Origin of the sequence: Micromonospora sp. WMMD1274 (genome assembly GCF_049179035.1) — a bacterium.
GTDB lineage: Bacteria > Actinomycetota > Actinomycetes > Mycobacteriales > Micromonosporaceae > Micromonospora > Micromonospora tulbaghiae.
In genome coordinates this window covers 1,726,371-1,753,288 of record NZ_JBMHMG010000001.1, presented here as the reverse complement: position 1 = coordinate 1,753,288, position 26,918 = coordinate 1,726,371, and the positions used below count along the sequence as shown (strand labels likewise).

General features: G+C 70.3%; 31 protein-coding genes. 3 read left to right on the top strand and 28 right to left on the bottom strand.

All coding sequences use genetic code 11. From position 1 onward, the window contains the following. Positions 1-28 precede the first annotated feature (28 nt). Positions 29-238: a hypothetical protein gene (locus ACN27D_RS07890; RefSeq protein ID WP_358174791.1), complete on the top strand. Its 210-nt coding sequence runs from the start codon at positions 29-31 to the stop codon at positions 236-238. 1,421 nt (positions 239-1,659) lie between these two features. Here ACN27D_RS07890 and ACN27D_RS07885 read toward each other — a convergent pair. Beyond that, positions 1,660-2,004, bottom strand: coding sequence for a hypothetical protein (locus ACN27D_RS07885; RefSeq protein ID WP_358174794.1), 345 nt, complete (start codon positions 2,002-2,004; stop codon positions 1,660-1,662). Between the two features lie 198 nt (positions 2,005-2,202). Then, the gene (locus ACN27D_RS07880) at positions 2,203-2,676 is read right to left on the bottom strand and encodes a hypothetical protein (protein ID WP_358174797.1); all 474 of its coding nucleotides are present in this window, start codon (positions 2,674-2,676) and stop codon (positions 2,203-2,205) included. An 874-nt stretch (positions 2,677-3,550) separates the two neighbouring features. Between ACN27D_RS07880 and ACN27D_RS07875 the strand changes: the two genes are divergently transcribed. Together ACN27D_RS07875 and ACN27D_RS07870 are read left to right on the top strand one after the other, a co-directional pair. After that, positions 3,551-3,760 (top strand): hypothetical protein, encoded by a 210-nt coding sequence (locus ACN27D_RS07875; RefSeq protein WP_358174799.1) that lies wholly within the window; start codon positions 3,551-3,553, stop codon positions 3,758-3,760. Then, positions 3,757-4,230, top strand: coding sequence for a DUF6941 family protein (locus ACN27D_RS07870; protein WP_358174802.1), 474 nt, complete (start codon positions 3,757-3,759; stop codon positions 4,228-4,230). Before ACN27D_RS07875 ends, ACN27D_RS07870 begins: the two co-directional genes overlap by 4 nt. A gap of 61 nt (positions 4,231-4,291) precedes the next feature. Here ACN27D_RS07870 and ACN27D_RS07865 read toward each other — a convergent pair whose 3' ends face one another. The 26 genes from ACN27D_RS07865 to ACN27D_RS07740 form a co-directional block, all read right to left on the bottom strand. Beyond that, complete coding sequence (locus ACN27D_RS07865; protein ID WP_358174804.1) at positions 4,292-4,768, bottom strand: hypothetical protein; 477 nt, start codon at positions 4,766-4,768, stop codon at positions 4,292-4,294. A 215-nt stretch (positions 4,769-4,983) separates the two neighbouring features. After that, the gene (locus ACN27D_RS07860; RefSeq protein WP_358174806.1) at positions 4,984-5,253 is read right to left on the bottom strand and encodes a hypothetical protein; all 270 of its coding nucleotides are present in this window, start codon (positions 5,251-5,253) and stop codon (positions 4,984-4,986) included. Next, positions 5,246-5,587: a hypothetical protein gene (locus ACN27D_RS07855; protein ID WP_120573421.1), complete on the bottom strand. Its 342-nt coding sequence runs from the start codon at positions 5,585-5,587 to the stop codon at positions 5,246-5,248. The genes ACN27D_RS07860 and ACN27D_RS07855 overlap by 8 nt, the downstream gene beginning before the upstream one ends. Continuing rightward, entirely contained in the window at positions 5,584-5,982 is a 399-nt protein-coding gene (locus ACN27D_RS07850; RefSeq protein ID WP_358174808.1) for a hypothetical protein, read from the bottom strand. The genes ACN27D_RS07855 and ACN27D_RS07850 overlap by 4 nt, the downstream gene beginning before the upstream one ends. After that, positions 5,982-6,857 (bottom strand): peptidoglycan-binding domain-containing protein, encoded by an 876-nt coding sequence (locus tag ACN27D_RS07845; protein ID WP_358174810.1) that lies wholly within the window; start codon positions 6,855-6,857, stop codon positions 5,982-5,984. The genes ACN27D_RS07850 and ACN27D_RS07845 overlap by 1 nt, the downstream gene beginning before the upstream one ends. Further along, entirely contained in the window at positions 6,854-7,915 is a 1,062-nt protein-coding gene (locus ACN27D_RS07840; RefSeq protein WP_358174812.1) for a hypothetical protein, read from the bottom strand. Before ACN27D_RS07840 ends, ACN27D_RS07845 begins: the two co-directional genes overlap by 4 nt. 21 nt (positions 7,916-7,936) lie before the next feature. Beyond that, positions 7,937-10,510, bottom strand: a complete 2,574-nt coding sequence (locus ACN27D_RS07835; protein WP_358174814.1) for a hypothetical protein — start codon at positions 10,508-10,510, stop codon at positions 7,937-7,939. Positions 10,511-10,520: 10 nt separating this feature from the next. Continuing rightward, complete coding sequence (locus tag ACN27D_RS07830) at positions 10,521-11,210, bottom strand: hypothetical protein (RefSeq protein WP_358174816.1); 690 nt, start codon at positions 11,208-11,210, stop codon at positions 10,521-10,523. Further along, entirely contained in the window at positions 11,195-12,334 is a 1,140-nt protein-coding gene (locus ACN27D_RS07825; protein ID WP_358174819.1) for a hypothetical protein, read from the bottom strand. The genes ACN27D_RS07830 and ACN27D_RS07825 overlap by 16 nt, the downstream gene beginning before the upstream one ends. Continuing rightward, entirely contained in the window at positions 12,331-12,714 is a 384-nt protein-coding gene (locus tag ACN27D_RS07820) for a hypothetical protein (protein ID WP_358174822.1), read from the bottom strand. Before ACN27D_RS07820 ends, ACN27D_RS07825 begins: the two co-directional genes overlap by 4 nt. Positions 12,715-12,724: 10 nt before the next feature. Beyond that, positions 12,725-15,787, bottom strand: a complete 3,063-nt coding sequence (locus ACN27D_RS07815; protein ID WP_358174825.1) for a hypothetical protein — start codon at positions 15,785-15,787, stop codon at positions 12,725-12,727. Between the two features lie 20 nt (positions 15,788-15,807). Then, positions 15,808-16,044 carry a hypothetical protein gene (locus tag ACN27D_RS07810; protein ID WP_358174828.1) on the bottom strand — a complete coding sequence of 79 codons (237 nt, stop codon included), beginning with the start codon at positions 16,042-16,044 and terminating at the stop codon, positions 15,808-15,810. Between the two features lie 11 nt (positions 16,045-16,055). After that, a complete protein-coding gene (locus tag ACN27D_RS07805; RefSeq protein ID WP_358174831.1) occupies positions 16,056-16,718 on the bottom strand; it encodes a hypothetical protein in 663 nt (220 codons plus the stop codon). Positions 16,719-16,721: 3 nt separating this feature from the next. Next, complete coding sequence (locus ACN27D_RS07800; RefSeq protein WP_358174834.1) at positions 16,722-17,315, bottom strand: hypothetical protein; 594 nt, start codon at positions 17,313-17,315, stop codon at positions 16,722-16,724. Further along, the gene (locus ACN27D_RS07795; RefSeq protein WP_358174837.1) at positions 17,315-17,716 is read right to left on the bottom strand and encodes a hypothetical protein; all 402 of its coding nucleotides are present in this window, start codon (positions 17,714-17,716) and stop codon (positions 17,315-17,317) included. Before ACN27D_RS07795 ends, ACN27D_RS07800 begins: the two co-directional genes overlap by 1 nt. Then, positions 17,713-18,030, bottom strand: a complete 318-nt coding sequence (locus ACN27D_RS07790) for an HK97-gp10 family putative phage morphogenesis protein (protein ID WP_358174840.1) — start codon at positions 18,028-18,030, stop codon at positions 17,713-17,715. The genes ACN27D_RS07795 and ACN27D_RS07790 overlap by 4 nt, the downstream gene beginning before the upstream one ends. Beyond that, positions 18,030-18,482 (bottom strand): hypothetical protein, encoded by a 453-nt coding sequence (locus ACN27D_RS07785; RefSeq protein WP_358174843.1) that lies wholly within the window; start codon positions 18,480-18,482, stop codon positions 18,030-18,032. Before ACN27D_RS07785 ends, ACN27D_RS07790 begins: the two co-directional genes overlap by 1 nt. Next, positions 18,479-19,282 (bottom strand): hypothetical protein, encoded by an 804-nt coding sequence (locus ACN27D_RS07780; protein ID WP_358174846.1) that lies wholly within the window; start codon positions 19,280-19,282, stop codon positions 18,479-18,481. Before ACN27D_RS07780 ends, ACN27D_RS07785 begins: the two co-directional genes overlap by 4 nt. Before the next feature lie 30 nt (positions 19,283-19,312). Then, positions 19,313-19,783 (bottom strand): hypothetical protein, encoded by a 471-nt coding sequence (locus ACN27D_RS07775; protein ID WP_358174849.1) that lies wholly within the window; start codon positions 19,781-19,783, stop codon positions 19,313-19,315. A 15-nt stretch (positions 19,784-19,798) separates the two neighbouring features. Further along, positions 19,799-20,206, bottom strand: a complete 408-nt coding sequence (locus ACN27D_RS07770) for a hypothetical protein (protein WP_358174852.1) — start codon at positions 20,204-20,206, stop codon at positions 19,799-19,801. Beyond that, complete coding sequence (locus tag ACN27D_RS07765) at positions 20,206-20,502, bottom strand: hypothetical protein (protein WP_358174855.1); 297 nt, start codon at positions 20,500-20,502, stop codon at positions 20,206-20,208. Before ACN27D_RS07765 ends, ACN27D_RS07770 begins: the two co-directional genes overlap by 1 nt. Before the next feature lie 13 nt (positions 20,503-20,515). Further along, a complete protein-coding gene (locus tag ACN27D_RS07760) occupies positions 20,516-21,943 on the bottom strand; it encodes a hypothetical protein (protein WP_358174858.1) in 1,428 nt (475 codons plus the stop codon). Between the two features lie 140 nt (positions 21,944-22,083). Further along, positions 22,084-23,745: a head maturation protease, ClpP-related gene (locus ACN27D_RS07755; RefSeq protein WP_358174861.1), complete on the bottom strand. Its 1,662-nt coding sequence runs from the start codon at positions 23,743-23,745 to the stop codon at positions 22,084-22,086. Continuing rightward, a complete protein-coding gene (locus ACN27D_RS07750; protein WP_358174864.1) occupies positions 23,742-25,043 on the bottom strand; it encodes a phage portal protein in 1,302 nt (433 codons plus the stop codon). Before ACN27D_RS07750 ends, ACN27D_RS07755 begins: the two co-directional genes overlap by 4 nt. Beyond that, positions 25,025-25,189: a hypothetical protein gene (locus tag ACN27D_RS07745; RefSeq protein ID WP_187691929.1), complete on the bottom strand. Its 165-nt coding sequence runs from the start codon at positions 25,187-25,189 to the stop codon at positions 25,025-25,027. Before ACN27D_RS07745 ends, ACN27D_RS07750 begins: the two co-directional genes overlap by 19 nt. Before the next feature lie 20 nt (positions 25,190-25,209). Further along, the gene (locus ACN27D_RS07740; protein WP_358174867.1) at positions 25,210-26,868 is read right to left on the bottom strand and encodes a hypothetical protein; all 1,659 of its coding nucleotides are present in this window, start codon (positions 26,866-26,868) and stop codon (positions 25,210-25,212) included. Positions 26,869-26,918 lie beyond the last annotated feature (50 nt).

The window sequence follows — 26,918 nt, the reverse complement described above, 5'->3', positions numbered from 1 at the left end:
CGACACTGCCGGCGCTCCGATACTGAGGTTGACCGTGACACCCGAGGAACGTCTCCAGCGGCTGCGATCACACCCACGCTGGGCCGAATACCAGGCGTACTATGCGGCGCGGGACCGGCGGCGCCGACGGCGCATCGCGCTGATCGCCGCTGTCGTGGCGCTGCTGACCATCCTTGTCGTCGCACCCCTGACCCTCGACGCAGTTCACGCGCTCAGCGGGGAAGTGCGGATGCCGTGACAGCGTGCTGGATGTGCGGGAAACGCAAGCTGCTGCCCTGGGGATGCCGGCCCTGCCGACGCAAGCGGCGGCAGTGGCGCCGCGACTACCTGGCCCGGGCCAAGCCACAAGACGCGCTGCGCAACATGACAATCCCGTCTCAGTGCCGCGAGCAGCCACCAGAGCGAGGCCCCGCAGAACAGCAGTAGCTTGCGGAGCCCAGCTCTCATGCGTAGTCAACGCGCGACGGGTGCGGCGGCGTCTTCCCAAATGTGGGCAGCACGGCAAGGCGCGATGCGGCTGCCAGTTGCCCCGAAGGTTGTTATCGACTGGCGATGGAGACGCAATGTACGAGGAAATTGAGGCGCGTGTTCGTAAAAGCTTGAGTCACCGCGCCACCCTCGGGCCGCAGTACAACTCAAGGCGAATGCTCGGAACGGCTATGGCGCATGGTGCGCGGCTTCGGTGCATCCGGCGAGCCCGTGTCGCCCGTAGCCTTATAGTTGCCAGCATCTTTCTAGCGGCCTCAACCGTGCTCCTGTACAACTGGCGATAGCAGGGAGCGCTTATGCGAGGGCCCAGCGCACTGGGTTCCCTCGCATAAGAAAATACGTCTAGCTCCGACGCCGCAACTAATCGGGCATCATCCGAACTGAATGCCGCCGCCACCGACCTGTTCACTGCTAGTGCAAGTTGCGGTAGATGTACTGCCACCCGGGCTCCTGTAGAGGCCGTAGCGGGTGATGTAGCTGGTGCCCGAAGCGTTGTAGCACTTGGCGTACGCCCGGTACGTCCCAGTGCCCGAAGAGCAGTAAGCTGTCCACCCATTTCCCGAGGCGCCGTTCGAGCATCCGGTCGGTGTGGCGTAGGCGGGGGAGGTCGGAAGGATTGCCGCCAAAGCAAGCAATCCAGAGGCAGTCATTAGTCGCAGCGCTAGCAGTTTCTTGCTCACTCGCCCTCCTAATTTGGCATGGCAAAAAATGCGCGAGGTTGCGGCAATCCAACTCAGGCGAACCTCCCGTTCGTCTACTTTGCGTAACTGGCTCGCTACCCCGAACTTATATTGAGGGCCATCGTCGGGCAAGGTCTTCCGTGCGTCTCGCCTTATAACGTCATCCCATAGGACGAAGCCGCTTTGCGGTGGTCCCTCCCCGACGAAACGGAGATTGGCGTGTGCAGATGAGACAAGTGGCCGCCCCATTGCCCGGGGGCGGAGCGGGCCGCGGCTGCTGGTCATACCGCTTCGCCATAAAGAGTCGATCAAGCTGGGTGCTGAGGGGGCGCTGGCGTTACCGTTGCTGAGCCTCGTCTGGCAGTGGCGGTCCGGGCTGACGAGAGCCGGCTCGGGCCGCCACTAGGCGTAAACGGCCCCGCCCTCTTGAAGGACGGGGCCGCTGCATGTTTGGTCGGTGCTGGCCAGGGCCTCACCCGTTCGTCAGGAACTAGGCGGGGCCACCGACCACGGGAAGGCCACACACCCCGAGGAACAGCACGACCAGCACCCCTGCCACGATCGCCAGCTGCGCCGTCGTCCACGCCGGCTTCACGACCACGCCCCCAGGAATCGGGGTGATCGTCGCCGCCGTCATCAAGTCCCGCTGCACGTTGACTCTGTTCGGGCCGCTGCGGCTCGTCACCTTAAACCCGGCAGCGACTGCATCCTCTACCGCCGTGTCCACGGGCACCTTCCATGCGGTGGGCCGGACCTTGCCGCGCGGGGAGAACGGGCTCCGCGTGTCGTTCGGGGGCGGCGCATCCGGCGGCGGCACAGGCAAGATCGGCGGCATAGGTGGTCGCGCTCCTCGACTGGTCGGAGCAAAGCGGTCAATCAGGACTGTAGATGCCTGCCGCAACGCGCGGCAACGGTGCAGGGTGCACGCGAGTGATCGGTTGAGGCGGTCGATCCGGGACAGCCAGCGGGCCGAGGAGAGTCTGACCTATCCACCTCAGCACGCTATCGCTACATCGAATATGCGCAGTGTGACCTAGATCGGTAGCGTGCCTGCTCGACCACCTAGAGCGACCACCATGACTGGGGATCCCTTGATGATGCCCGAACGGGCCACCGGACCGGCGTCCGCGAAGCGCGGCAAGAAGGCGCGCGCCGGTACCGCAGTACTCACGGTCCTGCTCGCCCTGACCGCTTGCGGCAGCCCACAACCCGCCGCGCGGCCCATCGCCACCAGCATTCCCGCCGCCGAAGCCAGCCTCACGCCCGGCACCGAACCGCCAGCAACCACACACGCTCCCACGACAGCGGCGCCGACGCCAACGCCGGCCGTGAAGCCGTTGCCGACGAAGAAACGCGCCACCACGCCCACCCGCAAACCCGCACCCAAAGTCACCACCACAAAGCCGAAGCCGAAGCCGAAGCCGACGATCGCGAAGCCGGTCGGGAAGGTGCGGCCGGGCGCGTTCTGCGCACCGGAGGGCGCGTACGGGCTTACTGCCAAAGGCACGCCGATGCGGTGTACACGTAAGGGCGGGGAGGCGCGGGCACGCTGGCGGGCCGTCTGATCCCCACGCACGTCAAGAGATCGAGGCGCGGATGATCTCAGGTTCTATCGCGACATACTATTTGTGAGGCATTGGCGACCGCCCGTACGGCGGCAGCATGAACGTCGGTTTCCGGCTTCCCGGCCCGTTCCGAGTTGACTTCAGCAGCATCCTGTCGAGCCGCCTGGCCCCCGGACACGACGAGGCGGCCCCGTCCTGCCGGAGGAGGGCGGGGCCGTTTCATGGTTCGGTCGGTGCTGGCCGGGACGTCACCGCGGCGCCGCGCTGCCGATCCTGCCGATCGTCGGCGCTGGCTCGTGCCCTGCGGGCGGGCTCGTTGAGCGCGGCAGTCGACGTATACCGCAGTAGCGGCGTGTCTGATAAACGACATGAGGGGATGTGATCTTCTCGATGTCCGGGTAACGTCGCGCACCCCGGGGTCCGTGCACCAGGTGCACGATCTTCGAGGTCGCCTGGTCAAGGCATAGGAAGGACACTCGCAGCGTGGCGCGGTCGGTCTATATTGCGGATATTAGGATCGCTCCCGCCATAGAAAGGAAGATTCGGACCAAACACAATGTTTCTCCAGAGGAGGTCCGCGAGGCCCTGATCTTGCGACGGGACGTGCGGGCGTGGTGGGAGGACCACCCGGAACACGGATGGCGCGTAATCGCCCTTGGCGGGACCTACGGTGGACGGCCTATCCTTGCATCACTTCATCCCATCGATGAACGTGAAGGAGTGTGGATGCTGAGGACGGCCCGTTCCCCGAGAAGTTAGGGCACGCTCAACTGATCGGACGTGTTGATTCACTCCTAGAAAGGGCAGACTGGAGTCATGGACAGCCGCGAGCCATACGACTGGGTAGACGACGAAGATATCGACATGGGTGAGGTCATGCGGCGGGTCGAGAGTCTCGAATCTGCCCCCGTGAGGACTCCGCTCACCTTGGTCAACACCTCACCCACCGCCGCTGGAAACTCGGACACGGTGACAAAGTCGGTGTTTGGCGGCGACCGCCGCCCCGGGAGGCTCAGTCTCGCGTGAAGGTCAACATCGTCCTCGCTGACGTCGGCACGCAGGACTCGGTGGGGAAGCTCAATCTGCTCGGAGCCGGGTGGTCGCAGACCCAGGTGGGACCGAACGGTCGTACCCCTGACATGTCTATCGCGATCTTCGTGGAGATACCTTGGGACCGCGCGAACCGGGAGATCCTGCTGATCGCGGAACTCATAGACGAAGACGGGCAGGCGGTGACGTTGCCGACCAGTCCGGACCAGGCGCAACCGGTCCGCATCGAGCACCGCCCCGTTGCGGGGCCCCCCCTTGGGGCCCCGAACGGCTCTCCCGCGCAAGTCAGCATGCTTATCAACATGCAGGGCGGTCTGCCACTGCAGCCCGGCCGCTGGTATTCGTGGCGCGTGTCTGTTGACGGCGAGCAGCGCGAGGACTGGCAGGCCAAGTTCTATGTGAGTCGGCTTGGGACAGCCCCGACCTTTGGTCGCCCTGTCGGCTGACGAGAGTTAGCCGTGATGAAGCCCTCGGTGCGCACCGAGGGCTTCATCGTTAAGAACTTGATCAGCGCCGCACTGTGATCTTCGGCGCGGTTCCCGGCTCATGCTTTCCCGTCACAAAGGCATATGCCTCCGCAAGGTCCCGGATCGTGCTCCCCGGCTGGATCTGCGGGTTGAAGTGGTCCGCGCCGCGCTTGATGGCGTCCAGGAGTGCGTCGCGGGCTTCATCGGGTGACGGAGTGGTCTGGTCATCTGCCATGGGCCGGAAGGGTAGCGGCGCGGTACGACAATTTAGCCCGCTAGGTTGCCCGGCCACACCTGGTTCCCGCTGCTTGGCTGGCGTACTTCGGACGGGCACGGGCACCTCCGACAGCCACATCCGTTCCGCGTCGATCTTCGGGGTATGGCCGGTGAACGCGATGCCCCACAGCTGGCGCAGTTCCTGCCAGTCCGGGTGCGCATCGCAGTACGTGCACTCGCCGGGGGCGTGCAGCACTGCCTGGTCGCAGTGCGGCATAGTCGGCGGGCCGGCCACCGGCACGGCCGCACACGGTCCGTCGTGGCCGTGTCCGCGCGGGCAGTGCCACCCAACGGGCGGACGGTCGCATGTCCCCGCCAGACCGGGCCAGCCGGACGGCGGGGGTGGGGGTGCCGGCGGGGCGCTGCGCCGCGGAGGTCGCTGGACGAGGTACGGCGACGGGTGGCGGTCCCGGCGGGACGGTCGAGGCTTGGCAGGGCGGCGGAAGGGCCACATGGTCACCGCTCCCTTGGCGGCTCCCACCGTGGCGCGGCGGCCAGCGGCGGGAACACCTTCTGGAAGAACACGTTCACCGATGGCGCCGCCAGCACGCGGGTGATGCCGCCGGCGACGGCGAGGATCGCCGCTACCCACGCCCACCGTTCGATGCCTGCGGCTTTCGCCGCCTCGGGCAGCATGACCGCTACGGGCGGGATGTACGCCACGATCGTGCGGAGCACCGCCCGCCACGGGTGCCGCGCCTGAGTTGTGGTTGCCGGGTCAGTCACGGGGGTCCTCCTGGGGTGGTTGTGTGTGCAGCCGTCGCCGGGCCGCGCGGGGGTTACCGCGCCGGGCCGACGGTGGTACGGGATCGGCGGGAACCGGTACGACGCCGGCCAGGCGCAGCTGGTAGGCGTAGGCGCCGGCAGTGTTGCGCCAGTAGTCGCGGTCGTCTTCGGCGTCGGCGGCCCGCTGCGCCAGGTCGGCGACCGCTGCCCGTTCGGTGGCCCGCACGCCCGCGCGGACGGAGCCGACACCGCGCAGCAACGCTCGCGCCCACGCCAGACCGCCGGTGGTGAGCAGCGCGGCGACGATCGCGACGACGGCCTGCGTGACGGTCAATTCGGACCTCCGTTGCGGATGTGCGCTGCCCGGGTGGCCTCCCGCCGCAGCAGCTCGATGTCGCGGCTGCGCGCCCACATCAGCAGGGCCATGCCGGCCAGGAACAGCCCGCCGATGACCAGGGGCGGCTGGCGGGTGGCGGCCAGCACCACGGCGTAGGCGGCCAGGGAGGTGGCCAGCAGCGGGCAGCCCAGGGCTTCGCCCAGCCAGCGGTCGGTCAGGGAGCCCACCGCGGCCGAGATTCCGCCGGCGATGAGGAACCCGGCCCACAGGTACACCCATTGGCCGGTCACCTCGACTACGCGCGGGTCGGGCACGATCGCCGCGCCGATTCCGGCGGCGGCTACCGCGACGTAGCCGAACACCCGGGACCAGCGGCGGGGGCGGGCGACCATCAGGTCGCTGCCGGGCGGGCGGTGATGCGGGTGGCCAGCTCGGTGGCGACCTGGTCCATTGTCAGGCCGCCCGGGTCGCCCTTCGGCCCGCGCTCGCCGGCGGAGAACCGCTTGACGAACAGGGCTTGGATCCGGGTGTAGGAGTCGGCGTCGTAGGTCTTGCCGTCGGAGGTTACGCCGATCGACGCCTCGGCCTTCTTGAGCGCCGCGGCGGTCGCGTCACCGTAGGTGCCGTCGATGGTGCCGGGCGGGAAGCCGATGTTGTGGAGGGCGTACTGGAGGGCGCGGACGTTCTCGCCCCGGTCACCGTGCTTGCAGAACATTTGGGCGGTCCCTTCGCTGGTGGTGAGGCCGATCTCGGCCAGGTAGCGGCGGATTACGGCGGTCTGGTCCCGGCCCGCCTTGATCGCGTCGCGGAAGTAGCTCTGGTGCGTGTGCCAGCGGTGCGAGCTGTCGCCGCTGGTGCGCTTGCCGAGCCGGTCCCAGCGGCGCACCGTCCGCCCGTCCGGGCTGTAGATGACCTCGCGGATGTCTCGGGTGTCCGGCGTGTTCGCCTCGCATTGGGCGACCAGCCAGCGGGAGTAGTGGGGCAGGTCGAAGCGGCCTTTCGGCGTGGTCACCTCGAACTGGCCGACGTCCAGCGCGCACGCGTACGAGGACAGGCCGGCCCGGTCCCGGGACGACTCGACCACCGAGTAGTCCCGGGAGACGACCCGGTCGGAGCCGCAGTGGTAGCCGCCCCGGTGGGCGGGGTCGCCCACGATGCCGACCTCCGCCGGCTCCAGGTCGTCGGCGTGCGCCCGGTTTTTGTCGACGTTGAGGTGGGTCAGCAGCAGCTGGCGGACGGCCAGCAGGTTGGCCGGTGCGGTCGTCACGGCAACACCACCTCCACGAAACGCGGCTTGTACAGGTCGGCGTCGGCCATCGTGTCCGTGAGGGTTTTGCCGTTCCACGCGATCGACGCGAGCGTCTTTCCGCTGGCCAACTGCTGCTCCGGATGCAGCTGCGGGCAGTACGTGACGTACTCGCGGCCCCGCCAGGTGCCGGCCGGCGACTCGAACAGGGCGGTGCGCGTGTACGGGCCGGTCGGCGCGGTCGCGGTCTCCGCGTACACGGTGCTGCCGAAACCGTTCCACGGCTTGTGCAGCAGCACCCACCGGCCGCCTACGACGTTCGCTGAGGACACCTGCGACGACACGATCGCGTCGCGCTGGTTCGCCGGGTCGGTGTTCCATTGGCTGACCTGCGTCACCCACTGGCCGGTCGACGCGGCCCAGAACCGCCACGCGGACGGTACCTCCACCTGCCCGGTCGGTACCCGCGCCAGGTAGGTGTAGTGCACGACGTACGGGTTGCTGTCGGCTTCGACGTGCCCGAACACGTACACGAACCCGCCGTCGACCACGGCCTCACCGGCCCACTGCACGCTGGCGGGTACGCCCCGCTTACCGGTCACACCGGTCGACGGGGTGGCCACCACCGCCTCCAGGGTCAGCTGCCCGTCCGCACCGATGGCGTAGCGGAACATCTCCACCCCGACCCACGTGAAACCGTCGCCTGCCGGTTTGGCCAGCACCCGCTGCGCCAGCACGTACAGCTTGCCGCCGACGGTGAACCCGGCCTGCGGCCAGTAGCGTTCCTGGTTCTGTGGGGTGTGCGTCGCCGGGTCGGGCACCCCGACGCCGCCGCCGGTGACGGCGTTGACCAGTTGGTCGCCGCCGTGCTGGCGCAGGATGCGGTTGCTGACCATGACCGCGCCGGGCGGGTACGCGCCGGCTGCGGTTTCCCCGCCTGAGAGCATCGAGTCTCCGAACAGCCAGTACACGTGCCCGCCGGCGGGCACGCTGGTGGCCTGGTCACCGCCGGACCACTCCTGGTCCTGTTTGGCTGCGAACATGCCGGTGAAGCCGTCCGCGCTCGCCACGTGCGTCATCAGTCGCACCTCTCCTTCGATTCAGGCGGTCCACACGCCGCCGACGGTCGCGTTGTTGACCCCGCGGACCTGCACCCGGTACTCGTAGGCCACCCCTGATGCGGCCTGCCAGTCGTCGAACACCGACCCGGACGGCAGCCCCGCCGCGATGCGTACACCCTGGCTGGGGTCGTTGACGCGCACCCGCACCTCATCGACCCACATCACGTCGCCGGCGGCGGGGAAGCTGTCCAGCACTCCGCACAGCCGCATGTGCGTCGCGTTGCCTGGCGCGACCCCGACCGCCCACCGGTACTCCCACGTGTGCACGGCGGGCGGCGGCTTACCGATCCCGTTGTCGGCGACGATCAGCGCGCCGCCCGAGTCGTACCACCGCAGCTGCGCGAACACGTCCTTCAACACCGACGCGGTCGCCCACATGTCGAGGTAGTAGCGGACCCCCGCCGTGCAGGGGATCAGCGCCGTCTGCACGTGGCTGCCCAGCGCGTCGGTGCCGTCGCTGGTCAGCTGATACGACCATGACCCCTGATGGGCGCGGCTGCTGCTGCGGGCGGCGGTGCCGGCGTGCGGCGCCGTCCACCCGGACATGTCCGCGGTTTCGAAGTAGTGCTCGACCAGGTACGGGTTCAGCACCGGCCGCCGGTACAGTTCCTGCGCGGCGACGGCGGGTTGCGCGCCGACCGGCGCGGGGTTGCTGATCGCCGCCCGGATGATGCCCGTGGACGGCATCGGGGTCAGCGCCACCGTGGCGGTGGCCGGTTCGACGAAGTCCACCGAGAAGGTGACCGACTGTTCGTCGCTGCCCAGCCCCTCGGCGTTGCGGGTCTCGACCACCGCGGCGTAGGAGAAGCCGTCGCCGAGGGCGAGGTCCGGGGTGTGGCTGGTGGCGTCGCCGGCCCGCCAGCCCGAGTCGTACACCGTCTCCGCGAGGATCCTCAGCCGTACCCGGTAGGCGGTCTGCTCGGCGGCCGTCCACGTGACCGTCACGGTGTCCTGGGTGATCACCTGGTTGGGGGTGGGGGCGGTGACCGTCGGGTTGACCTTGCCTGATGGGACGACCACCAGCGCCGCCGAATACACGCTCGCTGCGTCGGTGGAGTCCCACACCTTCACCCGGTACGAGTGGTTCGGGTCGGTGGTCACACCCCACGTGAACCCGGGCAGTGTCCGCGCCGGGGTCGCACTGGAGTTCTTCTGCTCGGTGGCCTGCCACGTGTTGTCGGAGGCCCGCAGGTACTGCACGGTGCCGGTGCCGATCTGCCGGGAGATCGCCCACGCCGACTGCGTGTCGGCGCTGTCCGGGTCGGAGAACGTCCACCGCAGGTCCAGGTCGCGGGTGACGTCCCAGGCGCGGCCGTTGGCGTCCAGGCTGTTGCCGCCCTCCCCGAAACGCCAGGTGGGCGCGAACGGCGCATACGTCAGGTCCTGCGAGACGTGGGTGATGTTCCACGGCGACGCGGCGCCGCCGGCCAGCACGACGTCGTAGCGGGCCGACCCGAACGAGTCGCGGCGCACCGAGTAGTTGTCGACGCCGGCGACCGCGGTAGCCGACACGGTCGACCAGCCCGACCAGGTGCCGGCCGCCACCGAGTAGTCGATGTAGTACAGCAGCGCGCTGGAGGTACCGACGGCGTACACCCGGAAGTCGCGGGTCACGTTGTTGTACGACAGGGTGCAGTGCCGGACCACGCCGGCCGGGTGGGCCGGCGTGACGTACGGGGTCGTGCGGGTGTTGGCCTGGTTGCGTTCCCACACAATCACCTGGCCGGTGTTGTACTGGTAGGGCTGCGCGACCAGCCAGCCCGGGTTGCGCCACACCGCCGGCACCGAGTCCATGGCGGGCGGAGCCGGAATGTCGGTGCCCTGCTGCGACAACCGCACGGCCGTGTTCGGCCCCGTCCAGCTGCTGCCGGTCCACGGCAGCTTGACCGTCCACAGGTAGGTGCGGCCCCACGCCACCCAGGCGTGCGCCGGCGACAGCTCGTAGCCCACCGCGGGGGCCTGGTGACCGCCGGCCGGTTCGGTGAACGTCCACAGGCTTTTGTTCGTGACGGTGGTGGCGGCGCGGGGCTGCCCGACGGCGGCGATGGTGAACCCGTACAGCCGCAGCGCCATCACCGTCGTGCCCTGGTGGGCGACCGCGACGAACCCGACGCTGCGGCCGTCGCGCAGCCGCACCACCAGCGGCACGGCCACCCCGGAGAAGTAGGAGCCGGGGTTACCGCCGTTGGACGCGGCACCCATCAGCAGCGCCGCGTGCCACGACAGGCCCGACGCGGTGATCACCGCGGCTTGCATCCACACCCGGTCCTGACCGTTGTGGTTGGTGCGGAACGTCCAGTACAGGCGGTTCTGCCAGTCGACGAACAGGCCGCCCATCTCCTGCACCGCGGCCTCGGCCGCGCGGGTGCCTCCGAACGCGGCCCAGCTGACGCCCTTGTCGGTGGACCGGTACACCTGGAAGGCGGTGCCGCTGTCGGTGACGGCCACGTAGAACAGGTGCCCGGTGCTGCTCTGCCGGTCGATGCGCCGCCCGCCCGGGTAGCGCAGCTGCCCCGCCTGCGTGGTGGTGTGGATGGTGGCTGTCGATCCCACTGTCTGCTCCTCACCGAATCCCGTCGACCTGCACGTACCGGTACTCGACGGTCATCCCGCCGGCCGGGGTCGTCCAATGCCCGGTCCGGATCACGTAGGGGGCGCACGGCTCCAGCCCGACCAGCCGGCTGGTGTGGCTGCCCGCGCTGACCGCGGCGGCGCCGCTGTTGACCGGACGGCCCGCCGAGATGCCGAACCTTCCGTCGAAGCCGTGCACCGGCGTGCCGTTGGTCCAGTCGTCGCCGGCGCGCACCGACCACGACAGGTACGCGGTGTTGCCGTTGCTGGTCTGGGTGATGTGCCCGCCGACGGTCACGATCACGGCGCCGGAGGGCGGCGCGATGAACACGAAACCGACCTCGGGGGAGCCCAGCGCCGGCGCGGTGTTGTTCTGCCCGGTCAACGCGTCGAGGCTGCGGTTGTGGCGCGGCCAGTAGTCCTTGGTGAACGACCCGGTCACGGTCCACTCGTCGCCGTAGCGGCGCAGCAGCACCCGCGCGTCGGGCAGCAGTGTCAGCCCGCCCACGAACTTGCACGGCAGCGGCATCGGATCACCGTCCATGATCACGTGGGCGTAGCGGCCGGACACCGTCACCAGCGTGCCGGTGGTCTCCGTGGTCTTCTCCGCCGCGCGCAGGCGCGCGTCGACGATGTCGACGAGCCGCGCGATGAAACCGGTGGGGATCACAGCACGGTCCATTCGTGGTCCATGTCGCCGCCGTCCAGCGGCAGCCGCCATCCGGTGGCCAGCACGTCCGCCCACCGTTCCGCGCCGTCGGCGGCCGGGTCGTCCAGGGCGACCCGGTCGAAGTGCCAGTGCAGCGGGTTCGGGCCGGTGGTGTGGGTGATCGTCTGCGGGCGGCGCATGTCGGCGTCGATGTCCAGCCATGCCTGCGTCTCCAGCGCCGCCTGGTCGGCGGCGGAGATCCGCAGCGTCCTGGTGATGACGCGGCCGTCGCGGGCGTCGATCGACGTGGGCCCCGCCGACTGGTTCTCCCACGTGAAGATCCCGGCGCCCTCGACCGGCGGCGCGCCGTCGATGTCGTTGGCGCGGATCGCGACCCACCGGTTCGGGGCCGCGTACGTGTCCAGGGTGTACGCCCGCTCCGGGGAGATGATCGCCTGCGCCGGGTCGAGGGTGTACAGCCACTCCACCGGCCGTTCCGCCGGACGGGCGTACGGTTCGGCGCGCAGGTAGCCGTTCCAGTCCGACCACACCCCCTGGTAGCCGACCGTCTTCAGCAGGTCGTTGACGATGGTCAGCCACGTCTTGTCGTCGTCGAGGGGGCTGACGTACGCGCTGGGCAGGGTTTTCCCGGCCGCCGCCGGGTCGAGGATGTAGCGGGTGTAGCCGCGGTCGCGCAGGATCGTCTCGACGGCGGTCAGCACCTCGACGCCCGCGTCGACGGCGTACGCGGTGCCGGTCTTGTCGTTGAGCCGGTCGAGGATGTCGTAGCCGACCACCGCGTGCGCCGGCGGGTCCTGCCCGGTGCGCCGCTGCGGCCGGCTGGTGTAGTAGGCCCCCAGGTTGAACCGGGCCGAGATCGTCCCGTCGGTCAGGGTCAGGTAGGGGCGCACGATCGCTGTTCCCCAGTCCAGGGTGCGGGCGATGGCCAGCTGCGCGGAGCCGTGCAGCGTGTTGTAGGAGCGGCGGTCAACCGTCCCGCCGGTGAAGTCGTCGGAGATGTCGTCGATCGTCTCCAGGTTCTGGTCGACCAGCTCACAGCCGTTGCCGGCCTCGACGGCCGGGCAGTCCTGGATCAGCCATCGCACCTGCGCGGTGGTCATCTGGTCGCGTGGCGACGCGGTCAGCGGCTGCATCATGCCGGCACCGCCTCCTCCCACGACACTTCGAGCAGCGTCAGGCTGATGTCGTAGCGCTGCTTGTCGGCCAGCCACTCGTGGTCGTCCAGGCGCAGGAACACGGCCACGAACCGGCGGCCCCGGTCGTCGCGGTACAGGACGTGCTGACCGGTCCACTGCTCCAGCAGGTCCACCGACGCCTGCGGCACCTGCACCAGCCGCAGCTGCATCTCGTGGAGCCGGCCCGCCTTGGTGACGGCCCGGCGGCGGCCCGCTCCGTACGTGCGGACCTCCCCGTCGCGGCCCACCTGCCGCCGGCGGTCCGGCGCGGCCCGCGCGGCCACGAACGCCCCGGACCCCATGTGGTTGAGGAACACGTACGGCAGGATCAACGTCGCCATGCCGGCCCCCTCACCGCAGCCTCGCCTGATCGAACGCCGCGTCGGTGGCGCCGGCCAGCGCCACCCCGACCCCCGGCCCGATGCCCTGCACCGCGGGCAGCAGCCGCTGCACGACCGCGTCGACCAGCCGGTCCAGGCGGGCCACCACCGCGTCCATGGACGCGGCGGTGGTCACCGGCTCGGGCCGGCCGGTGCCGTTGTAGATGGGCGGGTTCCAGCCGGGCATCAGGTAGCCGCCCTCGTCCATCGCGACGTGCAGGTGGTTGCGGTGCAGCGGCAGCTGCGTGGGCATCGACACCCGCCGGCCGCGGGAGATCGCGTAGTCGCCGCGGTCGGTGCGGTGGATCAGCTCCAGCACCCGTGACTGCATGCCCAGGAACAGGCGGGCCAGCCGGTCCTGGTTGTAGCCCATGAAGTCGACGGCCCGGCCGGAGCCGTGCCACAGCGGATCACCGGGCCGGTACGCGTTGCCGAACGTGTACGGGATACCCGAGCCGCGGACCAGGGCCATGATGCGCCGCCACACCCCGGAGTCGCCGCGCTGCGCGGCCGGCGACGATGGCCACGCCCCGAACGCGGGAATGACCTTGCTGGCGACTTCCTCCCGCGACGGGACGCGCGTGCCCCGCACGTCGGTCTCGTAGCGCAGCCGGGTGCTCCACGGCGCGCCGACCAGCCCGCCGGTGCGGAAGCCCCGCAGCGCCTCGCGGGGGATCCGGCGGTGCCGGATCGCGTCCATCGCGGCGACACCGTAGTAGTCCACTGCCGGCACCGGCTGCATGTACTCGCCCGGCGCGGCGACGATCACCTCGGAGTCGACGCCCCGCAGGCCCTGCCCGGTGATCTCACCGCCTGTGCGCTTCAGCAGCCTCGGGTCAACCCCGTATGTGCCGGTCACCGCCGCTTTCGCCTGGCCGAGGGTGATGCCCTCGGCCAGCGACCGCTGGAAGATGTACAGGTCGGTCAGCAGACCGACGATCCGGTCCACGCCGTCGAGCAGCAGGTTGGTGGTCTTCTTCGGCGGGATGTTGCCGTAGGTGCCGATCAGCTTCTCCGTTTCGGCCTTGTTCAGCTTCAGCTGCCCGGCCTCGGTGCGGATCGCGTCGGTGCGTTTCTCGTGCTTCTTGCGGGCCTCGTCGACGGCCATACCAGCGGCGATGTCCGCGAAGTACATCTCGTTGGACTTGGTCAGCAGCGCCTGCAACGAGTCCCGGTTGTCGCGGCCGGCCTTCGTGTGCAGGTCGAGGTTGTTCTTGTTCCGGCCGATCTGGTCGGCGTTGTTCTTCACCGTGGTCGTCAGGTCGTCCCACGACGCCTGGTATGCCTCGTTGGCCTCCGTCTGCGCGATGACCGTGCCGTACATCTCGTCGTAGGTGTGCCGCAGCTGGTCGGCGATGGTCTGCTGCCGCAGCATGGCCCCGGACACCGCGCCGGTGCTCAGCAGCAGCGAGTCGAACGCGGCCGTGCCGATCTGCCCGAAGTTCTCCATCCGCACCCCGGTCGCGTCCAGCTCGCCCTGGAGGGCCTTGACGTCGTCCTCGGTCGCGCTGATCGTGTCCCCGGAGATGCCCAGCGCCTGGTTGACCTCGTCGATCTTCGACCGGTAGGTGCCGGAGGCGTCGGCGGCGGCGATCTGCGCGTCGGTCATCCCGGCGGTCTTGAGGATCACAAAGTCGGCCGCGGTGGCGGTGCCGATGCTGGCCCGGCGCATCGCCTCGGCTTCCTTGCTGCCCTTCTTGAAACCGTCGGCGGTCAGGTCCAGTTCGACGCCCACCTTGCGCAGCGACTCGGCCAGGTAGCTGTTGTCCTCGATCCAGTAGCGGCCCTTGTCGATCGCCATGTCGAGCTCGTTGGTCCAGCCCTGGACCACGGCGCCGGCGTGCAGGATGCCCGCCATGGTGGTGATCAGATGGTCGATGGTCAGGGACAGGTCGTCGACGGCGGAGGCGGCTTCGTCGGCGTCGTCGGACAGCGTGGTGAACGCCTCACCGGCGGACTGGCCCACCTGGTCGAACGTACGGCCGAACGCAAGCACGACAGGGTCGGCTTCCTCGACCGCGTCGGCCAGCCCGCCGATCAGCTTCCGGCCCCCGGACAACGCCCCGTCGACCAGCGGGTCCATGAACCGGGAACTGGCGAAGATCCGGTCCAGGTCCGGTCCCAGATCCGACCAGGCGGCCCGGATACGGGTGATGCTGGACAGCATCGCCGGGGTGAAGCTCGCCGCCCGCGCCTCCAGGTCGCCGAGCAGGTATGCCCCCAGCGACTTCCCGGCCGCCTGCACCCGTGCGTCCCGGGAGGCCAGCACCGCCCCGCCGATGATCCCGCCCGCACCGGCGCCGCCGATCATCGCGGCGGCGACCAGCGACGAAACCGTCGGGGCCAGGGCCAGGCCGATGATGCCGCCGGCGATGGCCAGGCCCGGACCCTCGGCGACCACCGGCCCGAGCCGGGCCACGAACCGGGCCGCGAAGCTCTGCGCGGCACCCTCACCGCCGTCGTCGCCGATCTGCTTACGCAGCCGCTCCACCACCGTGCGGGTGGACTCGGCGTCGACGCGCACCCGCACCGTCGTGCCCTCGGCGGACAGCCGGCGCAGCTCGGATTCCACCCGCGCGATGTCGGCGAGCGCGTCTTTCGGGTCGGCGTCCAACGCGATCGGCGGATCGATGCCCAGCGCGGCCAGCTGCCGGCTCAGCTGCCCGATCTGCCGCTGCGCCGGCGACGCATCGACCTTCGGCTCCACCGGCTTGTCGTCGACGTCGCCGAGCTGTTTACGGACCCGCTCCAGCTGGCTGAGGGCCCGTTCGGTCTTCACCCGCATCTCGACGCTGTCCGCGTCGCGGGACAACGCGCGTAGCCGCTCCCGGGTGGTCTCGATCGCCGTGATCGCCGAACGAGGGTCGGCCTTCATGTCGACCGGATCGATGTCGAGGGCCTTCAGCGCGCGGTTGAGCTGCGCACCGAACTCCTTGCCGACCTTCGTCGCCTTGACCTTGACGTCCGGCGACAGCTTCGAGTCGTCGGCGCGCAACTCCAGGTAGGCGTCGGAAAGCTTCTTACCCCTGCCCACTCCCCGTCACCTCCCCTCTGTCACGCCACGCCGAGCGCGCGGAGCTTGATGCCCCGCGCGCTGTCGTCTCGCGGGCCCTCACCGGCCGGCGGGGCGGCCAACGCCGCGTCGAACCGGGCCTTCGCCTCGCCCCAGTCGGCGCGGTCACCGGCGACCTGCTGCGCGCCGAGGGCCTGCGCGATGACGGCGCCGACGGTGTGGGCGTGCACGTCCCGGGCCAGGTCCTCCAGCCGCAGCACGTACGCCACCGCCAGCACGTCGGCCAGGCTCAGACCAGCCCGGCCGCCGCCAGCTTCTGCTGGTCCCGCTGCTCCCGGTCCCGCCGCTGCCGCGCCTCGGCCTCCCGCGCCTCGGCCTCCATCACGAAGAACTCCTGAAGGTCCGGCCGGCCCCTCTCCAACGCCAGCGACATCTCCAGGTCCGACGCCGGCCCCATGGTCGCCGGCGGGGCCGGCGAGGGCGAGTCGTCCCCGGATCCGGGCGGCGTTGTCGCGGGCCCAGCCGGCGAGCCGGACAGCCGGCCAGTAGGAAAATCCGTGGTCGCCTCCACCACCGCCGTGGTGATCGCCCGCACGTCGGCCATCCGGTCGCGGATCTGCTGGCCGTGTTCCATCCCCAGCCGCCAGTACATGTCGTAGTCGTCGGGGTGGATCAGCGCCCGCAGCGACGTCATCAGCGCGGTGTGCGCGGCCTCGACCCGCCGGCCCATCGCCCGCAGCAGCTTCACCTGCTTGTCGCGGGGCAGCGCGTCGACCTTGGCGAGGTCGACGCCCTCCAGTTCCTTCATGTCGACGTCGCCGCCGACGCGCAGGAACTCCATCTCCACCGCGTCGGTGGCCTGCGGGTGCACCCGGATCGTCGCCCCGAAGTAGCCGAACTCCAGATCCAGGGGCTCGCGGGTGCGGCCGAGGGTGCCGATGTTGCGGCCCACGGCTCAGGACCCCAGCCGGCCGACGCCGGCGCCGTAGAACGCGAACGCCTTACCCGCGGCGGGCCGCTCGAAGTTCCACACCGTGGCGATCCCGGCCGCGGCGCCGCGACCGAACGTGGACTGCACCTCACCGCCGTTGAGGCACTGCCGGCCCACCAGCCGCATCGTGTGGTCCAGCGACTCCCAGCCGATCATCGACCGGACGATCTGCTCCGGGTCCGGCGGCTCCAGCTTGGACGACAGGGTCGCGGCGGTGCCGGACACGGTGGTCACCAGCGACGACGGCGCGTTCATCGTGCGCCGCAGGTTGTGCAGCGTGTAGTTGGTGACCGCGAACGCCAAGGTGGTCGTCACCTCGGTGACCGAGTACGCGACCGCCTCGAACAGCTCGGCGACCCGGATCGGCTCGACGTTCGTCGAGTGGGAGAACACCGATCCCTCCTGGGTCGGGCCCCACGGGATCCACGCCACCGGCCATGGGTCGGCGTCGTAGCTGGAGCCGGCGGCGGCGTGCAGCGGCTCGGTGGAGGCCAGCAGCGCGTGGAACAGGAACCCGGGTTCGCGCAGCAGCAGCGGAGTGGCCTGCGACAGAGGCATCAGCGAGCCCCTTCCGTGGTCGTGGTGGTCGCGCGGGCCGTCTTGCCCGCGGGCTTGTCGGCGGCCTTGTCGGCGGCCTTGTCGGCGGCGGCCCTGTCCTGCGCGGCCCACCGCTGTAGCTCCTCAGTGGTCGCGGTGCCGGTGCGCTCCAGCACCTCCCGCCCGGCCTTGCTGTCGCGCTTGGCGACCAGACCCAGCTCGTCCCACTTCAGCCGCTCGACTGTGGACACCGGCACCCGCATCCCCGGGGTGGCGGCCAGCACCGTGCCCCACGGGATGTCCTGCACGGCCACCCACACCCCGTACTCGGCCTCCCGCTCCCGGCGCCGCTCCTCGACCGCCAGCATGTCCGGGTTGACCTGCGGGGCCTGCGGGTCATGCTCGATACCCGGGAATGTCATGAGATCCCTCCGATCGCCGCCTCCAGGGCGGGCACCATGAACGGCCGCGCCGGCAGATGCTCCGTGCCGCGGTCGTGGAAATACAGGTAGTAGTGGGCGCGGTCCCAAGAAATCCGCACCGTCTGCGTGAACCCGTCGAGCACCGGCTCCCGCCGGATCGACCCGGCTCCCTCACCGCTGCGTTTCGGGGCGCCGGCCTTCGCGTAGCCCTCGACCGGCTCCCCGGCCTCCATCAGCAGCTCCGCCACGTCACCGCTGGCCGCGTACTCCCGGATCGCCCGCTCGTGCACGACGATCCGCACCTCGTCGGCCATCACCCACCGCCGTAGGTGATCTGCGACTCGACGCGCACCTGCACGCCGAGAATGCTGACCGTCTCGTCCTGCGGCTGGTCGTAGTCGCCCTGACCCTGCGTGACACCGGTGACGGTCATCCCGCCGCCCAACGACGGGTAGACCCGCAGCACCGACACGATCTGACCGAAGATCACCGCGCAGCGGTCATCAGCGGCGGCGACCGCGCGCGGCTCCTTGCGGTTCACCCGGATGTACACCGAGATCAGCGCCACCTCACCGGTGACCACCCACCGCTCCGCCGTCTCGTCGTCGTGCACGAACCGCACCCCGCCGCCGTACACGCACTCCAGGCCGACGTCACCGGGGAACGCGTACGCGACCTGGATGCCCTCCAGCGGCCGGGCCGGCGCGGTCAGCGCGGTCAGACCGTCGAACAGGGCTTTCTTCGCCGCGTACACGTTGGTGCTCACGCGAAGCCCCCCATGTCGATGGTGTTGCCCTCGTAGGCGGCGTCGACCTCGGGGATGCCGGTGCGCTCACCGGAGGGCAGCGCGATGCGGTAGGTGCCGCCGTCGGCCGCCGACCAGCTGATCGCCCGGTCCGGGACACCGGAGGTGGTCAGGTGCACCCGGGACCGCAGCCGCAGCATCGCCGCGGTGCGCAGGTCTTCCGGCGGCATGTCCATGCCGTGCTCGTACTCGACGATCAGCGGACCGGTCGGCCAGCAGACGGGATGGTGCAGCACCCCCGACGGGTCGACCTGCACCGCGGCGACGTCGGCGGGGCTCCACACCGCGCCGGCCACGGTCACGGCGCGCAGCGCCCGTACCTGCACCCGGGGCAGCAGCAGCGCGGCGCGGCCGTCACCACGAACCGTGGTCCGCTCGAAGCGGGGCACGAACGCCTGGCCGCAGATCCGCTCGCACTCGACCTCGACCTCCAGCCGCTTGCGGATCAGCTTCTCGGTGGGATGCTGCGCCTGCGACAGGCCGTGCTCCGTGCGCGCCTCGGCGAGGTCGAAGAAGAACCCGCCGACGACCTCCAGCAGGTCCCGGTAGCGGCCGAGGCTGCCCGACCAGTCCACGACCAGGGCGTCCAGCCGGGTCTGCGCCGGTACCGCGAACGTGTACTGGCCGGCGGGGCCTGGGTGCGAGGCGGCGCCGGACACGACCGCCGTGCCGTCCAGCCGCGTCACGGTGACCGTGACGTCGCCGGTGACATCGGTGGGTGTCTCGCCCACGTAGAACGTGCGCATCAGCTGCGCTGGCACGCCTCGTTGCACCCGGATCAGCCCCACCGGCTACTTGTCCTTGCCCGCGGGCTTGTCGCCGCTGGCGGCGGGCTTCGCGCCCGCCGCGCCCGCGCTGCCCGCGCCGGCCGAGCTGGCCGAGCCGGTTCCGGCGGTGCCCGAGCTGCCGGACGTGGTGGCCTTGCCGCCCGCGCCGGTCCCGCCGGTCGGCGGCTTCGGCGGGGCGGGCGTGCGGCCCTGCGGGGCCTGCGTCCGGGCGTTCGGGTCGCCCTGCGCCGCCTCCCGGCGGGCCTGCGCGGCGCTCTGCCGCGGCGCCTGCTTCTGCACCTTCTCGATCTCCTTGCGCGCGGTCGCCGCGGCGGCGGTGTCACCGGTCGACTCAGCGCGGGCGAGCTGCGCCTTCAGGTCCCGCAGCCGCGAGTCAGGGTCCATGCCGGGCGCCGGCACGTCAGTCGGTCCGGTGGCCCACGACGGCGTGTTGTCGGCGTGTGCCCCGCGGGCTGCGTCGTTGTCCTTCGTCATGTGCTGCTCCCTCGATCAGGACCACGGCGGGGTCTGGGTGTCGTCGTAGAGCAGATCCGTGGTGTTGGTGACGTTCGTGTTGGCCGAGTAGGTCACCCGCACGTACCGCCACGGCGTCGGCTGCTTGACGATCTTCTGCACGGTCGTGGCCGTGGTGATCACGAACGTGCCTGTCGAGGTGACGGCCGGGGTGGCCAGGTCCGCCCACGTCGCGGGAGACCAGGCCACCCCGTCGGCCGACACCTCGATCTGGTAGGTGCACGTCGGGGTGCCGCCCACCGCCGTGCGGATCTGCACGACGCCGCCCTTGTGGGACGGCCCACGGTCGGCCACGTTCGTCGACACGCCGTTGCCGGCCTGCGCGACCGACAACGGCACCACCTCGGGGGTGCGACCCGACGCGTTCGCCGGCAGCGTCGCCATCAGCGGACCCGCCGCATACTCAGATGGAACGGATCGGCACCGGATCCGCTGGTGGACAGCCGGAACCGGAAGTACCTCGCCGGCAACACGACTTCCTGGCCGACCGCAACGGTGGCCGATCGCATCGCGGTCGAGCCGTCGACCGAGTGCTGGATCTCGCCCGTGTTGGCGAGGCCCCCGAAGTCGGTCCACATCGCGGTGACCGCCTGGACCTCGGCGGTGTCGATCCACGGGCTGGCGTAGTTGCCTCCACTGAGGTTGCCCTTGAATTCGTGGACGATGTCCGACCGCGCCATGCGCCGGGCCTCCTTACCCGAAGACCGGCGTGACGAGCGCGGTACCCGACAGCCGCTGGTGGCTGTTGGCGTAGCGGCCCATCGTGTACGCGTAGTAGCCGTACAGGACCAGGTCGATCGACAGCTGCTTGGCCTGGTCGGCGCGGATGAACTGCGGCGCGTCCGGGTCCTCCCACAGGTAGGACTCCTCGGTCGGCACCACGAACATCTCGTCCTGGGTGGTGGCCCCGACGGTCGTGGAGATGTTGTTGTCGGTGATCACGGCCATGCCGTTGGGCAGCAGACCGCGGAACCCGGAGCCGTACCGCTCGGCGTAGTTCACGCCGCCGTTCTGCGCGGGGATGCCGGGCTGCCCGATCAGCGGCCACTTCGCCACCATCTGCGACTGGAACCAGTACCAGCGGCGGGAGTGCATGACCACCACGTCCGGGGTGGCCTGCCCCAGCAGAGCCGCCTCTGACTGCGATGCACCCTGGAGGATCTTCGGGTACAGCTTCTCGCCGGTCGGCGCGGCGTCATCCGTCGTGATCAGCTGCGCGATGTTCGACAGTCCGCCAGGAACCTGGTTGACGACCGTCGAGTCCAGGTTGGTGGCGTACCGGCGCTGCATGTCCGACATCGTCACGTCCTCGACACCCAGGCCACGGTCGACGGCCTGCCGCGACAGGGTCTGCGAACCGGCCGCCGTCTGCACCGGAATGGTCAGCAGCGTGTCGTCGATCTCCGGGGTGCTGGTCACCGGCGTGTTCTCCGACGCCTGGTTACCGACACCGGTCGGAGTGGTGATCCGGGAGATGTTGACCGTCATGCCCTTCGGCGGCAGCGGCAGCTTCGTCATCGCGTCGGCGAACGGCCGCCGCGCGGCAACCGCCGGCGCGTACATCTCGGTCAGGTACTGCGGCACCACCAGGCCAGCGAACCCGCCGGTGCCGACCGCGCGCTCCAGGTACTGGCCACGCTCGACCTTTTCCTCCTGCATGTGCCGGGACAGCCGCAGCTCCGCGTCCATGTCGCGGTTGATCTGCGCCGCCACCACGTCGCGCAGGAACTCGGCGCCCTTGCGGCAGTTGCCCCGGTGGTAGGTGCGTTCCTCACGGCCGACCCGCGCCACCTGGTCGTAGGCGGCCTTGCGGGCAGGTACCGTCGCCGGGTCCTCCCGGCGCTCCAGCATCGCCTGGTCGTGGCGCTCCTCGGCGGCCTTCGCCGCCGTCAGCTGCGCGATCTTGTGCTGCGCGCCGGCCACGTCCTTCTCGGCCAGCGCGTGGGTTTCCATCGCCGCGGCGACCTCGGCGTCTTCGTCATCGGTGAGACGGGCGCGGGCCTCCTGCTTGGCCTTGCCGTGGATGTACTTGACCGTCGCCAGGGCCTTCTCACGGCGGCGGATCGCCTGGGACTGCTCCGCCTCCGCGGAGATGATCAGATCGTCGAAGGTGGTCGTCATGGACCGGGCCTCTCGGGCAGAAGGATCAGGGATCCCGATGCGCCGTGGCGGCTCGAATCTCCGGCTCGCGCGTCAGCGTTCCCGCGCGGTCATCTGCTCTGCGGAGGGTGGGATGCAGTTGTGTGTGCTGCGAGGTGCGGCTACAGGTCGACGCCGATCGTGGCCAGCCAGGCATCTACCTGGGTGACGGAGCGGCCAGCGTGCTGCGGCAGGTCCGGGGCGGCGGGGGCGGCGGGCTGATCTCGCCTCTGCGCCAGGTCGACCCGGTGCGTCAGTCGGTCCATCGCGGCGCGGGCGGCACCGGCCGGTAGCCGGTCCAGCTCGTCCAGAATCTCCCGGGCGGAGCGGGCTGCGATGGAGGTGTTCGGGTTCGCGCCGTAGTTTACGGCGCTGGTGTCGCCGCGGTCCAGGTCGTAGACGTCGATGCGGTACTCGGTGAAGTCGGCGTTCCAGTGCCCGGCCTCGATCATGAACGCGAACGACTGCTCGGTGATCGTGCTGTCCTCGATGCCGTGGACCAGGTCCATGACGTCCTGACGCTGCGGGTTCAGCCACGCCGTGTTCCCGTCACCGACCCGATCGGACCACAGCTCCAGCGTCCCGGCCACCGTGCGGGCCATCGCCAGGCCCCGATGGTTGACCAGGAAGATCACATCGGGGCGGGCGGCGATCGTCTTATCGCCGGCGCCAGCGGACACGATCTCCACGTACGGGCCGTTCTCGTCCCACATCTCGTAGCCGCGCTCGTGGACCGTGTAGTGGCCGCCGACGCGGTAGAACATCTTGCCGTCGCGTTCGACCCGCTGCGCCGACAGCCGCGGCGGCAGCGGCGCCAGCTCCCGACTGCCGGCGACGGCGCGGCTCATCCACGCGGTCGACACCGACCGGGCCTGCCCGGCCGGCGGCCGGCTGCGGTCCCGGCCGGAGGCGGCTCGGCGGCTGGCCGCGTCCCGGTACTGGTCGACCGATGGCGGGCGCGGGCTGGTGCGGGCAGGCGCGCGGACCTCGCGGGCTGGGGCAGACGCCGGGGCGGCGTGCCGGCGGGCCGGGGCGGGCGCGGCGTCCCGGCCGGCGTACCGGTAGCCGCCGAGGTCGAAGCTGCGGCGCATCCGCCGCCGCAGCTCGGGTTCCTCGGTCTCGTCGATCTCGACCGTCTCCACCCGGTCGGCGAGACCGGATTCCACGGCCTCCCGGGCGAACATCCACGTCTCGGCGCGCATCAGGTCCCGCCACTCGGCCGGGTCGCCGCCGCCGCGGCGGGCGTACAGGTCGGCGAGGTTGTCGGACTGGCGGTCGAGGAACACCGACATCTGCCGGTGTTCCTCGGCGTTGCCCTGCTCCACCGCCGATGCGTCGTGGATCATCAGCTGCGCGCCGGGCATCATGATTAGGTCGTCGCCGGCCATCGCGATGACCGACGCCGCCGACGCGGCCAGGCCGTCCACGTACACCTCGATGCGGGCCTGGTGGTGCAGCAGCGCCGAGTGGATCGCCAGGGCGTCGAACACGCTGCCGCCGGGGGAGTTGATCCGAACCCGGATCGTCGGGGCCTCGATCGCCTCGATCGTCTGCACGAACTCCTTGGCCTTCACGCCGAGGCTGCCGCCGATCTCGTCGAAGATCAGCACGGTGGGCGGCTGGCCGGGTCGGCCGCTGCCGTCGGTGTTGCGGACCTCGAACCACGGCAGACGCGCCTGCGGCAGGTCCGCGACGGCCAGGTTCTGCTGCGCGGCCAGTTCCAGGAACCGGGCGGTGGTCCGCGCGACCATCGTCTCCAGGCGGCGGGTGTGAATGCTGGTCACAGCGTGCCCTCCCCGTAGGCGGCGGCAGTGGCGGCCCACGCCGCCGAGTTGTCGTACGGCACCGCGGACAGCGGGTTGACCGGCTCGGCGCTGCGGCCCTGCGACCCGCCGGCGGGCGGCACCACGGGCTGGCTGCGCGGCGGACCGAACAGGGTCTCGAACTCGGCGATCTCCGCGCTGGTCAGCGGCTTCTCGTTGTACAGCTCCCGCGCCCGGGTCACGGTCAGGGTGCGGTTCTTAATCCGCATGTCGATGACCCGCGCCTGGGTCTGCGGGTCCATGCGCAGCAGCGCGTCGGCGTTCAGCTTCACGTAGCGGGGGCGGGGCAGCAGGCCGGCGGACCAGGCGTCCTCCCGGCGGATGATCGCCGGCCCCAACGCCATGATCAGGAACTGGAGGTTGCGGGTAACGGTCGTCTCGTACCGCAGCGACCCCGGCGCGGACACGGCCGCCTCGATCAGGTCCACGGGGCAGTCGAAGTAGCGGGCGATGTCCGGCACGTTGATGCGGCGGCCGTCGATGAACTCGTTGCCGGCCGCCTCGGCCTGCATGAAGTCGTACTCCCAGTCGACGCCGTGCACGAACAGGTCACCGTTGCGGATCGCCGCGTTGTGCCGGTCCTTCATGATCCCAGCCTCTTTGGGGTCGATCTTGCGTTGGGTGTGCTTCAGCCGTGCCTTCGGCACCCCGGCGCCGCCGAACCAGTCCAGCGCGAACTGCTGCATCGACAGGCCCTCGGAGATCGACCAGGCGGCGTGCGCGATCGGCGACAGGCCGACCGGCAGCCCGGCCACCGGGTACTGCACCTCGTGCCACACCTTGTCGGCGTCGTACTCCTTGCCGTCGATGCGGTACTTGTACTCGGTGGAGCCCTTCGGCTTGCGCACCGAACACGCCGATGACGGGTACAGGTCAATGCGCGACGGCAGGCCCAACGCGTTGACCTCGGTGATCAGCCCGATCGCGTTACCCGACCCGTCCAGCTCCCACTGCGAGGCGTGCACCCACGGAATCCACCGCCACCGCTTGCCGCCTGGCTCCACCAGCACCGGCGGTTTCGGCAGCTGCACCTGGTAGCCGTCGACGCGGCGGAACACGTCGACCGGTAGCGTCGAGATGAGGTTGGCGCGTAGCCGGCGGCACGCCCACACCGCCGAGTGCCGCAACGCCTTGTCGTCGTTGATGGACGCCGGGTCGACGCCGGGGCCGCCGCCGCGCGGCGGGATCACCGGCCCGGTGACCGTGGCGACCCGTTTGCGGGCGGGGAACAGCAGGCCCATCAGCGGCGGGCCTGCCACTGGAAGAACGCCGAGCCTGCGAGGATCACCACCCCGGCCACACCGAAGGCCACCAGCCCGACATGCGGCTTCGCGGCGTAGAACGACCCGGTGGCCAAAGCCAGCAGGCCGGCCACGTCCAGGGCCGCCGTCACTGCGTCACGCACACCGCCACACGTCTTCCTGTTCAGCACTGCCCGCTGTCGTCGTCGCAGTGCACCCACTGGCCATTGTTGCAGTACAGCTGCCGACCGCACACCAGGCACGGCACCGTCTGATCAACAGAGTCGGCGATGTCGTAGTCGCCGGGGTCCATCACCTCATGCCCGTGCATCGCCAGGATCACCGCGTACAGGTCGATCAGCTCGTCACCGGAACCCCGCTTGACGATCGTGAACGCGCCCTCACCGACGTCGAGTTTCACCGCGGCGCCCAACGCCCGCGCCACCGGCGCCTGCCCCAGGTGGAACAGCCGGGTCGGGTCGGCAGGTGCGTCATCCGACGCATCAGCGTCTTCGCCGGTCGCGTCGTAGAACCGGCCACACGCTGCGGCGACATCCTGCTGGTTCGGGGTCAGCACCGTCACACCTCGGTTGCGCAGCGGCGCGATCAGCGAATTCGCCGGCCGCCGCGGGTCGATGACCACCGCGACCGCGTCGGCCTCGTCGATCAGCTCCAGAAGCCGCGGCATCATCCACTCCACACCGGTCACACCCGCGGCGACCTGGTAGCCGGGCTCGGCGATCGCCACATGCCAGTGCCGGTCGGTGCGGCGGCCCGCGACCCCGATCACCCCGCGGGATCGGTCCCGGGCCATCTCCACCGCCAGGGCGGGCTGGCCGTGCACCGTCGAGGCCGGATCGTGCAGGTTCTCCCACGTCTCCTTGCGGATCAGCCGCCACTTCGGTGTCGTCACCATCGGCTCCCATCCCAGGTACTCGGCGCAGAAGTCCACCAGGTCCATCGCCTCGAAGTCCTCGCGGATCGCCTTCTCCGGCACCGTGTGGCCGAGGCCGGGCATGCACGACCACCACGTCTGCGGGTCACCCGGGTCCAGGCCCGGCGCGGCCGAGAAGTCGAAGAACGCCGTCCCGCTGCTCATGCCGGCGGCGACCCGCGCCCGGCCCACCTGCCGCTTGTGCGCCAGGTACGGCCACGTGCCGGGCAGCGCCCGGGACAGGCCCGGGATCATCGACATCACCCACATCTGCCGCCACGGCCGGGTCATCGACGCCGGCCGCATACCCAGCTCGGTACGCGAGTCCGGCCGCGACCACGCCTCGTCGATCACCGGCACATCGATCGTGTCACCGGTACCGCCGGTCTTGCCCGTCGTCGACGCCGGCGACCACCGCGACCCGTTACGCCAGATCATCGCCTCCGCGTTCTGCCGCAGCCGAGCCGTGAACTGCTTGCCGTAGGCCGACTTCTCCAGCCGCGCCACGTGCACATCCCGCCACTTCTTGCGGGCGTCATCCGCCGTCTGCGCCGTGTACACCACCGTCTGCGGGCCGGGTTCGGGAACGACGTGGCCGAGGTGCTGGCGAATCCACCGCGTCAGCGGATCGCCGAACCCGACGCACCGGTGCGTCATCACCGGCAGCAGCAGTTCCGTCTTCCCGGTCGCCTGACGCGGGCCGATCACCACGACCTCGCTGTACGCCAGCAGCCCGGTTTCCGGGTCCAGCTCCAGCGCCACGTCGGCGATGTGCCGCTGGTGCGGCATCAGCGGCTTTCCCAGCCGCGCCGCCACCGCCGCCAGCTGCCCGCCCAACGTCGGCCGCTCCGGACTGCGGGGGGTCCCATGCAGGGGTGGGCAGGTCAGCTCCGTCAGGGTCGCCGTCATCGCCGTCTCCCACCATCGCCGCGAGGGTCTGCCGTAGTTCCTGGTTCAGG

Excerpts from the sequence above, each read along its gene's own strand:
- ACN27D_RS07825 (WP_358174819.1), bottom strand. The coding sequence starts at position 12,334 with ATGATGCAGCCGCTGACCGCGTCGCCACGCGACCAGATGACCACCGCG.
- ACN27D_RS07795 (WP_358174837.1), bottom strand. The coding sequence starts at position 17,716 with ATGACATTCCCGGGTATCGAGCATGACCCGCAGGCCCCGCAGGTCAAC.
- ACN27D_RS07760 (WP_358174858.1), bottom strand. The coding sequence starts at position 21,943 with ATGACGACCACCTTCGACGATCTGATCATCTCCGCGGAGGCGGAGCAG.
- ACN27D_RS07820 (WP_358174822.1), bottom strand. The coding sequence starts at position 12,714 with ATGGCGACGTTGATCCTGCCGTACGTGTTCCTCAACCACATGGGGTCC.
- ACN27D_RS07840 (WP_358174812.1), bottom strand. The coding sequence starts at position 7,915 with ATGACGCACGTGGCGAGCGCGGACGGCTTCACCGGCATGTTCGCAGCC.
- ACN27D_RS07790 (WP_358174840.1), bottom strand. The coding sequence starts at position 18,030 with ATGGCCGACGAGGTGCGGATCGTCGTGCACGAGCGGGCGATCCGGGAG.
- ACN27D_RS07770 (WP_358174852.1), bottom strand. The coding sequence starts at position 20,206 with ATGGCGACGCTGCCGGCGAACGCGTCGGGTCGCACCCCCGAGGTGGTG.
- ACN27D_RS07875 (WP_358174799.1), top strand. The coding sequence starts at position 3,551 with ATGGACAGCCGCGAGCCATACGACTGGGTAGACGACGAAGATATCGAC.
- ACN27D_RS07775 (WP_358174849.1), bottom strand. The coding sequence starts at position 19,783 with ATGACGAAGGACAACGACGCAGCCCGCGGGGCACACGCCGACAACACG.
- ACN27D_RS07850 (WP_358174808.1), bottom strand. The coding sequence starts at position 5,982 with ATGGTCGCCCGCCCCCGCCGCTGGTCCCGGGTGTTCGGCTACGTCGCG.
- ACN27D_RS07765 (WP_358174855.1), bottom strand. The coding sequence starts at position 20,502 with ATGGCGCGGTCGGACATCGTCCACGAATTCAAGGGCAACCTCAGTGGA.
- ACN27D_RS07830 (WP_358174816.1), bottom strand. The coding sequence starts at position 11,210 with ATGGACCGTGCTGTGATCCCCACCGGTTTCATCGCGCGGCTCGTCGAC.
- ACN27D_RS07800 (WP_358174834.1), bottom strand. The coding sequence starts at position 17,315 with ATGCCTCTGTCGCAGGCCACTCCGCTGCTGCTGCGCGAACCCGGGTTC.
- ACN27D_RS07885 (WP_358174794.1), bottom strand. The coding sequence starts at position 2,004 with ATGCCGCCGATCTTGCCTGTGCCGCCGCCGGATGCGCCGCCCCCGAAC.
- ACN27D_RS07740 (WP_358174867.1), bottom strand. The coding sequence starts at position 26,868 with ATGACGGCGACCCTGACGGAGCTGACCTGCCCACCCCTGCATGGGACC.